Source organism: Janthinobacterium sp. SUN176 (assembly GCF_030587335.1).
In the GTDB taxonomy this organism is placed as follows: Bacteria; Pseudomonadota; Gammaproteobacteria; order Burkholderiales; family Burkholderiaceae_D; genus Janthinobacterium; species Janthinobacterium kumbetense.
Map to the genome: position 1 here is coordinate 687,504 of NZ_JAPWIA010000001.1, position 13,546 is coordinate 701,049.

15 protein-coding genes are annotated in these 13,546 nt (G+C 66.6%); 6 read left to right on the forward strand and 9 right to left on the reverse strand.

All coding sequences use genetic code 11. The features are described from left to right. Positions 1 to 63: 63 nt before the first annotated feature. The 5 genes from O3299_RS03200 to O3299_RS03220 all read left to right on the forward strand — a co-directional run bounded on the left by O3299_RS03200 (position 64) and on the right by O3299_RS03220 (position 5,198). Positions 64 to 1,014 carry a hypothetical protein gene (locus O3299_RS03200; protein ID WP_305061491.1) on the forward strand — a complete coding sequence of 317 codons (951 nt, stop codon included), beginning with the start codon at positions 64 to 66 and terminating at the stop codon, positions 1,012 to 1,014. Then, the gene (locus O3299_RS03205; protein ID WP_305061492.1) at positions 1,011 to 2,486 is read left to right on the forward strand and encodes a PLP-dependent aminotransferase family protein; all 1,476 of its coding nucleotides are present in this window, start codon (positions 1,011 to 1,013) and stop codon (positions 2,484 to 2,486) included. Before O3299_RS03200 ends, O3299_RS03205 begins: the two co-directional genes overlap by 4 nt. Before the next feature lie 177 nt (positions 2,487 to 2,663). Next, on the forward strand, positions 2,664 to 3,800 hold the full coding sequence (locus tag O3299_RS03210) for a benzoate/H(+) symporter BenE family transporter (protein ID WP_305062942.1): 1,137 nt from the start codon (positions 2,664 to 2,666) through the stop codon (positions 3,798 to 3,800). A gap of 91 nt (positions 3,801 to 3,891) precedes the next feature. Next, positions 3,892 to 4,623: a CPBP family intramembrane glutamic endopeptidase gene (locus O3299_RS03215; protein WP_305061493.1), complete on the forward strand. Its 732-nt coding sequence runs from the start codon at positions 3,892 to 3,894 to the stop codon at positions 4,621 to 4,623. A gap of 35 nt (positions 4,624 to 4,658) precedes the next feature. After that, the gene (locus O3299_RS03220) at positions 4,659 to 5,198 is read left to right on the forward strand and encodes a gamma carbonic anhydrase family protein (RefSeq protein ID WP_077402605.1); all 540 of its coding nucleotides are present in this window, start codon (positions 4,659 to 4,661) and stop codon (positions 5,196 to 5,198) included. Between the two features lie 4 nt (positions 5,199 to 5,202). Here O3299_RS03220 and O3299_RS03225 read toward each other — a convergent pair whose 3' ends face one another. The 9 genes from O3299_RS03225 to O3299_RS03265 all read right to left on the reverse strand — a co-directional run bounded on the left by O3299_RS03225 (position 5,203) and on the right by O3299_RS03265 (position 12,050). After that, positions 5,203 to 5,562, reverse strand: a complete 360-nt coding sequence (locus O3299_RS03225; RefSeq protein ID WP_099664554.1) for a hypothetical protein — start codon at positions 5,560 to 5,562, stop codon at positions 5,203 to 5,205. Next, positions 5,544 to 5,939: a helix-turn-helix domain-containing protein gene (locus tag O3299_RS03230; RefSeq protein WP_305061494.1), complete on the reverse strand. Its 396-nt coding sequence runs from the start codon at positions 5,937 to 5,939 to the stop codon at positions 5,544 to 5,546. The genes O3299_RS03225 and O3299_RS03230 overlap by 19 nt, the downstream gene beginning before the upstream one ends. A gap of 75 nt (positions 5,940 to 6,014) precedes the next feature. Continuing rightward, the gene (locus O3299_RS03235; protein WP_305061495.1) at positions 6,015 to 6,935 is read right to left on the reverse strand and encodes a fatty acid desaturase; all 921 of its coding nucleotides are present in this window, start codon (positions 6,933 to 6,935) and stop codon (positions 6,015 to 6,017) included. Continuing rightward, positions 6,935 to 7,252: a DUF3144 domain-containing protein gene (locus O3299_RS03240; RefSeq protein ID WP_092712778.1), complete on the reverse strand. Its 318-nt coding sequence runs from the start codon at positions 7,250 to 7,252 to the stop codon at positions 6,935 to 6,937. The genes O3299_RS03235 and O3299_RS03240 overlap by 1 nt, the downstream gene beginning before the upstream one ends. 71 nt (positions 7,253 to 7,323) lie before the next feature. Continuing rightward, entirely contained in the window at positions 7,324 to 7,794 is a 471-nt protein-coding gene (locus tag O3299_RS03245; protein ID WP_251351276.1) for a gluconokinase, read from the reverse strand. 38 nt (positions 7,795 to 7,832) lie between these two features. Beyond that, a complete protein-coding gene (locus O3299_RS03250) occupies positions 7,833 to 8,336 on the reverse strand; it encodes an OmpA family protein (RefSeq protein WP_251351177.1) in 504 nt (167 codons plus the stop codon). A 16-nt stretch (positions 8,337 to 8,352) separates the two neighbouring features. Continuing rightward, positions 8,353 to 9,612, reverse strand: a complete 1,260-nt coding sequence (locus O3299_RS03255; RefSeq protein ID WP_305061496.1) for a diguanylate cyclase domain-containing protein — start codon at positions 9,610 to 9,612, stop codon at positions 8,353 to 8,355. Positions 9,613 to 9,620: 8 nt separating this feature from the next. After that, positions 9,621 to 10,202: a YfiR family protein gene (locus tag O3299_RS03260; RefSeq protein WP_289898996.1), complete on the reverse strand. Its 582-nt coding sequence runs from the start codon at positions 10,200 to 10,202 to the stop codon at positions 9,621 to 9,623. A 195-nt stretch (positions 10,203 to 10,397) separates the two neighbouring features. Continuing rightward, complete coding sequence (locus O3299_RS03265) at positions 10,398 to 12,050, reverse strand: Na+/H+ antiporter (RefSeq protein WP_077402630.1); 1,653 nt, start codon at positions 12,048 to 12,050, stop codon at positions 10,398 to 10,400. 194 nt (positions 12,051 to 12,244) lie between these two features. On the opposite strand from O3299_RS03265, the gene O3299_RS03270 reads away from it, so the two are divergent. Continuing rightward, the gene (locus O3299_RS03270) at positions 12,245 to 13,543 is read left to right on the forward strand and encodes a cytochrome c (RefSeq protein ID WP_305061497.1); all 1,299 of its coding nucleotides are present in this window, start codon (positions 12,245 to 12,247) and stop codon (positions 13,541 to 13,543) included. Positions 13,544 to 13,546 lie beyond the last annotated feature (3 nt).

The following is a 13,546-nucleotide window of genomic DNA, read 5'->3' on the forward strand; positions in this document are numbered from 1 at the left end:
TGCCAGTACTGGCATTACACTCATGCTTTCTGCTGTTTCAACCTTGATCGGGGAGCCGGGCCGATGCTGCAAGCGCAAGCGCTGGATAATCGACTGGTCGCCACCAGTGCCGACGACGTGCTGGTCGACCGCATCGTGCCGGGCGCGCCGCTGGTCATCGCTTTCGGTTTTGTTTCGTGGACGACGCGTCCCGCCTTCGATTTTTACGGGCGCCTGCGCAAGCTGGAGCAGGCCAGCGGACAGCATCTGAACAAGATCCTCGTGCGCGATTCGGGCAACGCCTGGTACCACCGGCGCATCGCTGGCCTGGGCAATCATGTGGATGAAACGGCGCAAGCCCTGCGCGAGCTGGTGCGCCGCATCGCGCCCGGCCAGGTCAGCACCGTCGGCCAGTCCATGGGCGCGTACGCGGCCGTCATGTATGGCTTGCTGCTCGAGGCGCAGCAGATCGTCGCCTTCGGACCCTTGTCTTTTCTGGACGTGCAGCAGGCGCGCCTGTACCACGAGCTGCGCTGGCTGCCCGTGATGGAGTCGCTGGCGCAAGACCCGCCGCCGTCTGGCTACTACGACCTGGCGGCCCTGTGCCGCGCCAGGGCGACGGCCGATACGCAGCTGCACCTGGTGTTCGGCACGCGGCCCGACGTGGCCCGGCCCGACGTCGCCAATGCGGGCGCCAGTGCCAGCGAATCGGTGAACCTCGACGCCATGCACGCGCAGCGCCTGGCCGCCTTCGGCCGTTGCACCCTGCACCCGTATCCGCAGTCGGGCCATGCGGTGGTGCAGCACCTGATCGACACGAAGCGCATCAACGGTTTGCTGGCCAGCTGCATACTCGGTCTCACGCTGGAAGAAGAACCCATGCCGGAGATCGGCGCTGCCTGGCATGACTGGGTGGCGGAAAACCTGCGTTTGGGCTGCGCCGGCGAGCAGCTGGTGGCGGTGCTGCAGCAGCATGGCTTTTCGCTGGCCAGCAGCATGGCCGCCGTGGATGCGGCCCGCGCCAAGGCCCTATGACGCCGCAGTTCGAACTCGACACCCTGAAAATCCGCATCGCCGCGCCTGAACTGGCGGCGCTCGACTTGCGCGTGCGGGTGCAGCGCGCGTTGCGCCAGCTGATACTCGACGGCGTGCTGGCGCCCGGCCTGCGCCTGCCGGCCACGCGCGCGCTGGCGCAGTCGCTGGGCGTGTCGCGCGAGACGGTGGAAATGGCGTATGCGCAGCTGCGCCTCGATGGCTATGTGCGGCGGCAGGCGGGATCGGGCAGTTTTGTCTCGCCGACGATAGGCGCGAGCTTGCTGGGCAAGCCTGCGACTGCGTTGCCGCCCTGGTCCGCGCAGCCGGTGGCCCTCAGCGCGCGCGGCGCGCAGATTCTCGCCAGCGGCGGCGTGGCCGACCAGCAGAGCGTGAAGGCCTTCGCCACGGGCTTGCCGGAAACGCGGGCCTTTCCGCTCGACGTGTGGGAGCGCTTGCGGCGCCAGGCCGCCGGCGAACACCAGGCCGGCGTGCTGCTGCACGGCGACCCGCAAGGCGCGGAACCGCTGCGCCAGGCCATCGCCGACTATGTGAACCTGGAGCGGGGCGCGCGGGCCACGGCGGACCAGGTGCTGGTGCTGAGCAGCACGCGCCAGGCCCTGTACCTGTGCGGGCAAGTGCTGGCCGACGCGCACGGCCCCATCCTGATGGAAGACCCCGGCTATTTCGGCGCGCGCAAGGCGTTCGAGATGGCGCAATTGCGGGTGATTCCAGTACCCGTCGATGCGCATGGCTTGTCCATCGAGCACCTGCGCGCGGACCGCAGCGGGGCCAACACGGTGTACGTCACGCCGTCGCATCAATACCCGACGGGCGCCACCCTGGCGCTTGAGCGCCGCCTGGCCCTGACTGCCTGGGCCGCCGAGCGCCAGGGCTGGATCGTCGAGGACGATTACGACAGCCAGTTTCATTACGCGGGCTTGCCGACAGCTTGCGTGCAGGGGCTGGACACGCAGCAGCGCACGATCTACCTGGGCACCTTTGCCAAGTCGCTGTATCCGGGGCTGCGCCTCGGCTACATGGTGCTGCCGCCCGCGCTGGTCAAGCCGATGACGTATGCGCGCAGCATCCTCGACGGGCATACGCCGCAGCTGGACCAGCTGACACTGGCCCGTTTCATCGCCGATGGCCATTTCGCGGCCCATGTGCGCGCCATGCGCAAGGTCTACGCCGTGCGCCGCGATGCGATGGCGCAGGCCGTGCAGCGGCACTTGCCGCACGTGGTCGCGGCGCAGCTGCCGCCGGGCGGCTTGCAGATGCCGTGTCTGCTGCACGGGGGCAGGGACGAGCTGGAAACGATACGCCTGGCGGCACAGGCGGGCATCGTGCTGCCGGGCCTGAGCCGGCTATACGCGAGGCCGCCGGAGCGGGGCGGCTGGCTGCTGGGTTTTGCCGCGCTCACGCCGCACGAGATCGACAGCGGCATCGTCCGCCTGGCCCGCGCGCTGGGGTGAGCGCTCAAGTGGTCTGTTGTGCATGCGTAAAGTGGCCTGCCTGAGCAGTCCATGCGGCCGTTAAGATGCCCCTTTTGAACCTCAGGCAAGGGCACACGCATGCAGACCAGTTCCACATCATCGGCGTCGATCGACAACACGACACGGGCGCGCTGGCGCGACCTGGCGTCCCCCGCCATGGCGGCCTTCATCTCCGTCCTCGTCAACTATGGCGGCACCTTCGTGCTGGTATTCCAGGCGGCCCAGCTGGCCCAGCTGAGCGCGGCGCAGACGGCGTCCTGGGTCTGGTCGCTGAGCATCGGCGTGGGCGTGACGGGCATCTGGCTCAGCTACCGTTACCGCACACCCATCATCACGGCCTGGTCCACGCCCGGCGTGGCCTTCCTGGCCACCGTCATGCCGCATACGCCGTATGCCGAGGTGATCGGCGCCTATATCGTGTCTGCCATCGCCTTCATCTTGCTGGGCATGTCCGGCGCCTTCGAGCGCCTGGTGCGCCTGATACCGGGCGGCATCGCCGCCGGCTTGCTGGCCGGAATCCTGCTGCAATTCGGCGTGAACGCGTTCGGCGGCGCCAGCGCCGATCCGCTGCTGGTGGTGGTATTGCTGCTGTCGTACGCCGTGCTGCGCCGTTTCACGGCGCGCTTTGCCGTGGTGGGCATCATGCTGATCGGCCTGGCTCTGCTGCTGGCGCAGGGGCGCATCGATACGCAAGGCATAGCACTGGCCCTGGCCGCGCCCGTGTTCGAAATGCCGCGCTTTTCCGTGGCGTCGCTGCTGGGCGTGGCGCTGCCCCTGTTCCTGATCACCCTGACGGGGCAATACATGCCCGGCATGCTGGTGCTGCGCAATGACGGTTACCAGGTCAGCGCCAATCCCATTTTGACGGTGACGGGCCTCGGATCGCTGCTCATGGCGCCATTCGGCGCGCACGCGTTCAACGTGGCCGCCATCACGGCCGCCATCTGCACGGGCAAGGATGCGCATGCGGACCCGTCGAAGCGCTATGTCGCGGGCCTGGCGTGCGGCGTGCTGTACATTCTGGTGGGCATCTTCGGCGTCACCCTGGCCAGCCTGTTCATGGTCTTGCCGCGCCCCTTCATCACGGCGCTGGCGGGCCTGGCCCTGCTGGGCGCCATCGGCAACAGCCTGGCGCAGGCGATGGCGGACGTGCGCATGCGCGAAACGGCGCTGATCACCTTCCTGGCCACGGCCGCAAACGTGACCCTGCTGGGCGTGGGCGGCGCCCTGTGGGGGCTGGCGGCCGGGCTGGCGGCGCATGCGCTGATGCATGGCTGGCGCAAGGCGGCATGACGGCGGCATCGGCAGACGGCTTGCCCATGTTGCCGGCCGCCGCATACAATTGTTGCGCCCGTGCCCGTTGGCACTATCGAACGATTGAACGATGCCCGAGATCACTTCCCTGGCGCAGTATCTGCTGGCGATCACGCCCGCCTTCCTCGTCTGCGCCGCCTTGCTGCTGGCCGTTCCCCGGACGGTGCCGCTGCTGCGCGTGCTCGTGCACATGCTGTTTTTCGTGCTGGCGCGCGACGCGATGACGGCGCATGGCTATTGGCAAGTGGCGGCGGGCGGCTTGCGTTTCACGGCGCCGCCGCCGGTCTTGCTGGCGCTGGGCGCCATGTCGCTGGCCCTGGTGGCGAGTACTTGCTGGCTGGAAAGCGAGGCGCGCCGCCAGATCCGTTGGCTGGGCACGCGGCCGGCCCTGTCCGTGTTGCTGGGCGTGGCGGGCGCGTGCGTGATCATCGCCTTGGCGACGGGCTTGAAAGCCGTGTTTAACTTGCCCTCGCTGGCGCCCGTCGCGCCATCCGCGCTGCCCTTGCTGCTGGGCTTTGCGCTGGCGGCCAACTGTTATGAAGAATTGCTGTTTCGCGGCTTGCTGCAGCAGCAATTGCGCGCCTGGCTGCCGGCCTGGCGCGCGGCGCTGGTGTCGGGCCTGCTGTTTGGCCTGTGCCACGCCTTTCTCGCCACCACCGTCACGCAGGTGGGCGCGCCCATCCTCGTGTTCACCGTGATCGAAGGCGTGGTGGCGGGGCTGGTATATTGCCGTGCCGGCTTGCTGGGCGCATCCCTGGCGCATGGGCTGGCGATTTTTTCGCTGGCCGCCGGCTGGGTGTGAAACCTGTTGTTTAATGTTAAAGAAACGAGAAGACAATGCCTGTAAGCTCTTACCTGAATACCCGTCCCGTGCTGGGCGAGCGCGTCTACCTGCATGACACGGCGCAAGTGATTGGCGACGTGCAGATCGGCGACGACTGTTCCATTTGGTGCAACAGCGTGCTGCGCGGCGACGTCAACCGCATCGTCATCGGCGAAGGCAGCAATATCCAGGACTTTTCCATGGGCCACGTGTCGCACAGGAATGCGGCCAAGCCCGATGGTTCACCGTTGACCATCGGCAAGTACGTCACCATCGGCCATTCCGTGATCTTGCACGGCTGCACCATCGGCGACGAGTGCCTGATCGGCATGGGCAGCATCGTCATGGATGACGTGGTGGTGGAAAAACACGTGATGCTGGGCGCGGGCAGCCTGGTGTCGCCGGGCAAGGTGCTGGAAAGCGGCCATTTGTACGTGGGCCGTCCCGCCGCCAAGGTGCGCGCGCTGACCGAGGCCGAAATCGCCTACCTGCGCTATTCGGCCGAGCACTATGTGCGCGTGAAGAACAATTACCTGGCCGGCGAGCCGGGCTGATGCATCAGGCTGGCGCCGTGGCCAGCGCATTGATGCGCGCCGCCATGGCGCGCGCGTCAGGCACGCCGAGTACCAGGCGCGCCCATTTTTCGCCCTGCAATTCGATGACCAGCGGCTGCGTGCCGCGCGTCATGAAGACAAACTGGCGGTCGCCACCCTTGTGGTAGGTGCCCGCCGAAATGACGCCAGGCAGGTTGGTGCCCGGGGCGCGCAAGCCCAGGGCCGTGCCGCGAAAGCCGTCATCGTCGGTGGCGCCACGCACATGCTGCAGGGGAATACGCAGGTTGCCGTGAAAGGAGGCCAGCTTTTCCCACAGGGCCAGGCGGATGGTCAGTGCATCGTCGTTCAATTCGAGGACAGGCATGGTGTCTCCTTTGGTGGTTGATCCAGATGGCTTAACAGGCGTTCGCCCAGCAGGCGGGCCGTCCCGGCGCCCGTGTCCTGCACGGCGGCGCGGCACAGCGCCGTGATGGCGGCGTCGGAGGGCGCCAGTTCCTTCAAGGCGATGATCAGCAAATCGACCGCTTCTTCCCGCGCCGGCCAGCCAGGCTGCAGCGCCTGCGCCAGCACGCGCTCGAACAGATGGCGCTTGGAGCCGAATGCCTTGTACAGGCTGCCGCGCAGCAAACCGGTCGCCTTGACCAGGTCATCGATCGATGCGGCGTTGTAGCCCAGGCTGCCAAAGACGGCGACAGCCTGGCTGATGACGGTCGTTTCGTCGAAGTTGCGCGGTCTGGCCATGGTACGTATGCAATGCGTGCGGCGGGGCGGGATGTCCCGTATTTGCTTCCACTATATGCATTGGTGAACGATTGGTCAATAACTATCGGCGGGCAGCCGTTGGCGCAGTTCCGGCCGCGGCGCCAGGTCGTGCGGCAGGCGCAGGCCGGAGACAAGGCCCAGGCGCCGCAACAGCAGCAGCATCCACCAGCCCGGATCCCATTCGCCCGGCAGCAGGCCCAGCCTGGCTGAACCCGGATACGCGTGATGGTTGTTGTGCCAGCACTCGCCCATGGTCAGCAGCGACGTCAGGCGGATATTCCGGCCTTGCACGGCGGCGCCATCGACATGGAAGTGCATTTGCCCATGGTTGTGGGCGAAATAGCCGATCAGCCAGTGGCCCAGCACGCCGGCGCTGACCCGCGCGCAGACGCCCCAGCAGACGTAGCCCCAGCCGCCCCAGGCGTAGAACAGCATGGCCCACGGCAATTGCTGCAGCATCCAGGTTTTTTCCAGGAAACGATAAAAACGGTCGTGCGCGATGCGCGGCTCGATGGCGATGTGGGGCGGGTGGTCGAGGTCCAGGCGGCAGTGGAGTTGCCACCAAGCATCGCGCCAGAAGCCGGCGCCGTGGCGCAGATACGGGTGGCAGTCGGGCAAGCGCTGGGCATAGTCGCGCAGCTCGTGCTGGCGCAGCAGGCCCAGCGGGCCGCTCAGACCCACCAGCACGCCCAGGTAGACGAGTACATATTCCAGCCATTGCGGGCATTCGAAGCTGTTGTGGATCAGTTTGCGGTGGCTGCCCAGCGAGTGGCCGAACAGCAGGACGATGGCCGTGCTGACGGTAAACAGCGCCACGCCCGTCCAGCTAAAGAAGAACAGGGCGCCAGTCACGGCGCCGGCCAGCATGGCCGCCAGCCACAGCGATGGCGGCGGCGCGTAGCGCACCACGCCGTCCAGCACTTCGCCAGCGTGGCTGGCGCGGACGCGGTGACTGTCCAGGCTGGCCGTTGGCATCAGCCCTTGGGGGCCGACGACGGTTGCGTGTACTTGTCGAAGTTGGTGATGTAATCGTTGAAGTTGTCGGTCAGCATGCGCTTGTACTGTTCCGTGAAGAAGGCCACGGCGCCTTCCTTCTCTGCCTGCATCTTGGCCACGTCGTTGCTCTTGCTGGCGACGAGGAAGGCGTTGAAGCGGGCTGCCGCGTACAGCAGCGAGGTGGCCACTTCATTGCCGCCGCTGTGCATGCATTGCTCATTGGCCAGGGCGATGACCTGGTCGGCGCGTTCCCAGAATTCCGGGCCCGGTGCTGGTTTTGTCGTTGGTGTGCTCATAGAAATCCCTCATGAAAGTGCGCGCCAGTCTACACAGGGGGCCGCGGGCTGTCCAGCCGCACGGCTGCCAGTCAGGGCGTTTGCAGGATCCGTTCGAGCAGCGCGGCCAGCGGCTGGCGGATATCGAGCACGATGCCGGCCTCGTCCGCCTGCAGCGGTTGCAGGGTGGCAAGCTGGCTGTCGAGCAGGCTGGCGGGCATGAAGTGGCCCGGGCGCTGCAAGCGGCTTTCCAGCACGGCGCGCGGGCCGTCCAGGTGGACAAAGCGCAGGGCCGGATCGCCTGCGCGCAGCACGTCGCGGTAGGTGCGCTTCAGGGCCGAGCAAGAGACGACGAGGCCGCTGCCTTGCGCGCGCGCCGCAGCGATGCGTTCGCGCAGGGCGGCCAGCCAGCCGGCCCGGTCGGCATCGTCGAGCGGGATGCCGGCCGCCATCTTCGCCACGTTTTGCGGGGAATGCACGTCGTCGCCTTCCACGTAGGGCACGTGCAGGGCGTCGGCCAGCAGGCTGCCGACGGCGCTCTTGCCGCAGCCGGACACGCCCATCACGACCCAGCGCACGGCGGGCACGTCCAGGTGCAAGGTCAAGGCGCCGAGACGATGACGGTGACGCGGCGGTTTTCCGCCTTGCCCGTCTTGCTGGCGTTCGAGGCGACCGGTTTGCTCATGCCCAGGCCCTTGACGGTGATGTTGTCGCGCGGAATGCCCGATGCGCTCATGGCGTCGGCCACCACGTTGGCGCGCGCCAGCGACAGCTTGTTGTTGTACGCTTCCGTGCCTTCGTTATCCGTATGGCCTTCCACGCGCATGTGGGTAATGCCCACTTTCAGCAGAGCGGCGCTGATTTTCTGGATGGCGTTGCGGCTCGGTGCCGTCAGCTTGGCGGCGTCGAATTCGAACAGCAGCTTGTCCGTAAAGCTCAGTTCCCAGCCTTCGTCGGTCTGGTTGAAGCCTTGCTCCTTCAAGGTGGCGACTTGCTCGGCGTTGAACAGCGGTTTGATTTCTGGCGTGCTCTGGCAGGCGGCCAGCAGGCCCAGCATGAACAGACCGAGGACGCCGCGGCGTAATTGTGTGTAGAGAAATTGCATGGTGTTGCTCCTTGGTTCAGGGGTGAATATGGGGTTGCGGCAGGCGCGCCACCTGGCGCGTGCCGCGCTGCGCCTGCTTGGCGCGGTACATGGCTTCATCCGCCGCGCCCACCAGCGAGACGGCGTCGATGGCGTGGTCGGGGAAGACGGCCACGCCGATGGTCAGCGAGCTGACGATACTGTTGCCAGTGGGCAATTCAATGGCTTGCGCCATGGCGGCGATGATGTTGTCGGCGATGTGCATGGCGTCGCTGCTGTTGCGCAGCGGCTTGAGCAGGATGGCGAATTCGTCGCCGCCCAGGCGCGCCACCAGGTCGCCCTCGCGCAATTGCTGCTTGATGCGGGCGGCGATCGTCACCAGTACCCGGTCGCCCGAGGCATGGCCGAAGGTGTCGTTGATGTATTTGAAGCGGTCACTGTCGAGGAACAGCACGGCCACCTTGCCATTGCCGACCCGCGCTTCGAGGATGGCGCGTTCCAGCTCCGCTTCCATGAAGGCGCGGTTCGACAGGCCCGTCAGGCTGTCGTGGTTGGCGCGGTGCGACAGCGAGGCGTTTTCCTTTTGCAGATGGCTTTGCCATGCTTCCAGTTCGTCGAGCAGGGCGTTGAAGTCGTCATTGATCTGGTTCAACTCGGCAATATTGGCTGGCGGCACGCGCAATTCGAACGAGCGGTCGCGCCGCACGCGGTGGGCCGTTTCCGCCAGGTGGCGCAGGGGCGACGTGATTTCTGTTTCCATGCGGCGCGACAGGCGCACGGCGACGGCCAGGCTGAGCACCAGGCAGGCGAGCAGGCAGGCCAGGCCGCTGAGCAGGAAGGGCAGCAGGCTGCGGCTGTGCGGCACCAGGGTGATGTTGCCGATGGCCTGGTCATTGCGCGTGATGGGGAAGGTCAGCGAATCGGGCAGCATCCAGCCCGTCAGCGCGCGTTCGATGTAGTAGCGCGTGCCATGTTGCCCACGTTCCCAGCGGGCCAGCACCTTGCCGGCCGTGTCGCTCACCTGCGCCTGGTCAATATCTTCATTGACGCCGATCAAGGCCAGCGCTTCCCTGGCGGCCTGGGAGTCGCCAAAGACGACGGCCCCTTCCACCGTGTAGCTCATCGAGCGGGCCACCAGGCGCAGGTTCTGGTCCGAATACACGCGCAGGGCCAGCAGCGCCACGGCCGTCAGGGTCAGGCCGGCCGCCAGCACGGCGATCAGCGACACGCTCAGGTGGGCGCGCCGCAGCACGCTGTCGAGCGTGGGGCGGGGCGCGCGGGCAGGCTTGGTGCTCATGCGGGCGCTCATGGCGGCGGTCCCTTGCGACGTGCAATTTGCAAGGCGTTCGGATGTACGCGCAGGCCGCTGCGGGCGATGGCGTCGAGGTTGACGTCAAAGCCGATCTGCGCCTCGTTCAGGCGCAGGCAGAACATGGTGCCCACGGTGCACGACGTGCCGGGTTCGGCGACCGATAAAATCGGCTTGCCGATGAGCTGCGCCAGCAAGTGCTCGCGCTCTCCCTCAGGCAGGCTGCCCAGGTAGACGACGTCGCATTCGCTGGCCGCGCTTGCCAGCGCCGGGATTTTCACGCGGATGCGCTGGCCCAGGCTGGAGGCGGGCGTGTCGACGATGGCCGCGCCGTAACGGGGCGCACCGACCATGCAGACGCGCACTTCCTGGCGCGCCACGGGCCAGCGCACATAGCTGACGATGCCAAACAGGACCTGGGCCACCTCGGCGGGACGCCTGGCGTCGGCCGCCGCGCCCGCTTGCGCCCATGCCGCGCACGGCGCCAGCGCGGTGCCGGCGAGCAGCGAAGCCAGCAGCACGACAGCAAACAGGGCTGGCGGCGCGGAGCGCTGCCGGTGGCGGGGGGAAGAGGGCACGGCGTCGGTGTCTTTATTCGGGTCGGGTGGCTACTTATACTGTTACTCAGCAACACAGACTCTACGGAAGTCCCGGTTGAAAGTAAATCACGGCGCTACGCCATACAACCTTGCATTATAAACACGAATGTGAAAACTTGCATTCTTTGCCATGAGAATTACTTGTCAACACTGCCGTGGCACGCCAGAGTGTTGCTATTCTTCCAGTGTCGCTTCCAGCAAGTCGATTTCGCGCAGCAGGCGCAAATGGATGGTGTCGTCCAGTTCGCCCGAAATGCGGCGGCGGAACAGTTCATCGCGCTCCGCATTCAGCGCTTCCAGGCGCAGCGCGCGCTCGGCCTTGGCCAGTTCCTGCAAGCGCATCGCCTCGTCGTTGCTGCTTTCGCCATACGCGAGGCGGCGCCGGTAGGCTTCGATCAGGCGGTTGGCCGCTTCCGTGACGACTTGCTGCTTGTCATTCTTGTCGATGCCTTCGCACACTTTTTCCAGCCGCGCGATGGCCGCTTCGGCGGCTGCGGCGCGGGCATTGCGCTCTTCCGTCGAACGGCGCGCGGGCGGCGCGAACACCAGGCCCTTGGTCAGCAGGGGCAGGGTGACGCTGGCCAGCAGCAGCGACAGCAGGATCACGCCCATGGCCAGGAAGATGACGAGGTCGCGCGCCGGGAAACGATTGCCATCGGGCAAGAACAGGGGCAGGGTCAGGATGCCGGCCAGGGTCAGCGCGCCGCGCACGCCCGCGAACGACGCCACCAGCAGCAGGCGCAGGCTGGGGCGCGCCAGCAGCGCCGCATCCTTCGGTTCGCCCGCGATTTTCTTGTGGTGCTTGAACAGGGTCAGTTTCATGGAAATGAAGACCCAGAGGAAGCGCATGAAGGTCAGCCCCACCGTGATGGCGATGACGAACAGGGGCAGCTTCCAGGCGCTGCCGGCGCCGATTTCGGCGGAGGCGGCCGGCAAGCCGGCGACGGTGGCGGGCAGCTGCGCGCCCAGCATGACGAAGATCACGCCATTCAAGACCAGTTGCACGGTATCCCACACGGCCTTGCGCTGGGTGCGCGTGGCGGCCAGCGGGCGGCCGATCAGGTCGGCGTAATGCATGGACACGCCCGCCGTGGCGGCGGCCAGGATGCCGGAACCGTGGATTTGCTCGGCGCCCAGGTAGGCGGCGAACGGGATCAGGATACTGATGAGGATTTGCAGGCCCGGTTCTTCGCCCACCTTGCTCACCAGCCATTTATTCGCCAGGCCCACGCCCCACGAGATGGCCAGGCCGATGACGATGCCGCCGCCCGCTTCCTGCAGGAAACTCAGCGAGGCGGCGCCGATGGAAAAGCCGCCCGTCATCATGGCGCCTACGGCAAACGTGAAGCACACCAGGCCCGACGCGTCGTTCAGCAGCGATTCGCCTTCGAGGATGTGCATCAGGCGCGGCGGGATCGGGTTGCCGGCGGCGATCGCCGAGACGGCCACGGGGTCCGTCGGCGAGAGGATGGCGCCCAGCGCGAAGGCGACGGCCAGCGGCACGCTGGGGATCAGCCAGTCGATGAAAAAGCCCATGCCCAGCACGGTAAACAGCACCAGGCCGATGGCCAGCATCAGGATCGAGCGCGCGTCGGAAAAGAAGGCGCCCTTGGGGATGCGCCAGCCGTCGAGAAACAGCAGCGGCGGGATGAAGAGCAGGAAGAAAATGTCGGGGTCGAGCGGCACTTGCACGCCAAACAAGGCCAATCCCGTGCCGCCGGCGATCTGGATCAGGGGCAGCGGCAGCCTGACCCAGCGCGAGCGGGCGAGAAAGCCGCACAGGACGACGGTCAGGACGAGGATGAGGATGATGGTAACGGTATGCATGAAGGAGCGGCGGCGTGCTGAAACGCTGATTATAAGGCGCAGCCCGCCTGCGGCGTTGCCTGCGTGTCATTGCGTACATACAACAAGTCACAATCGCGGTAAGATTGTCACCGTGGCCCTGTTGCCGTCGCCGTTAGCCGGCGGCCCGTGCGCCTTGCTTACACCCTGGCCTTTACTTTTCACTGGTTCCTGTTTTGCTCAAGAAAATCTTCACCGGCCTGCTGTTGTCGCTGGCATTGCTCATCGTGGCGGCCCTGGCCGCGTATCTGTATTACTGGCGCCCCGCGCTGGCGCCCATCGATCCGCCTGCCGCCACGGCATTTTCCCCGCAAGTGGTGGAGCGGGGCCGCATCCTGGCGGGCATGGGCAATTGCGCCGCCTGCCATACGGCCAGGGACGGCGCCGATTACGCGGGCGGCCACGGGCTGGCCACGCCGTTCGGCACGATCTACGCGACGAATATCACGCCCGACCGGCAAACGGGCATCGGCCGCTGGTCGCTGGCCGCCTTCCAGCGGGCCATGCGTGAAGGCGTGGGCCGCGATGGCGCCCATTTGTACCCCGTTTTCCCATACACGCATTTCAACCTCGTCTCGGATACGGACTTGACGGCCTTGTACGCGTATTTCATGACGCGCCCGCCCGTGTATGCGGCGGCGCCCGCCAACAGCGTGCCGTTTCCCCTGAACTTGCGGCCGCTACAGGCGGGATGGAAGTTGCTGTTTTTCAAGCCAGCGACATTCCAGCTTGATCCTGCGCAAGGCCTGGACTGGAACCGGGGCCGCTACCTGGCCGAAGGCCTGGCCCATTGCGCCGCCTGCCACACGCCGCGCAATGCGCTGGGCGCCGAGCTGGCCGGTTCGCCCTATCTGGGCGCGGCCATCGACCACTGGTATGCGCCGGCCTTGACCAGCGCCAACACGGCCCCCTTGCCATGGACGCAGGACGAGCTGTACGCCTTCCTGCGCACGGGGGCGACGGCACTGCACGGCGTGGCGGCAGGACCCATGTCGGCCGTCGTGCACGAAGGCATGGGCGCCTCGCCCGATAGCGATATCCGCGCGCTGGCAACGTATTTTGCCGGCGTGGCCGGGGCAGAGCAACGCCAGGTCGATACGGATGCCGTGGTCAAGGCCGGCATCGCCCGCTCGCAGAGGGTCAGCCTGGTCGACAACGACCGTGGCGCCAGCCTGTATGTGGCCGCCTGCGCGTCGTGCCACTCGAACAGCGATGGCCGGCCCGTGGCCCTGCGCCCGGAACTGAGCCTGAACAGCGCCGTCAGCGCGCCCGATCCCGCCAACCTGATCCAGGTGATATTGCACGGCATCAGCAAGGATGCGGCCATGCCCGGCGTGCTGATGCCCGGCTTTACCGCTTCGCTGACGGACAATGACGTGGCCCAGCTGGCCGCCTATCTGCGCCGCAGCCGCAGCCACCAGCCGGCCTGGACGAACCTGGAAGCGGCCGTGGCGCGCACGCGCGCCGGCAAGTAACTC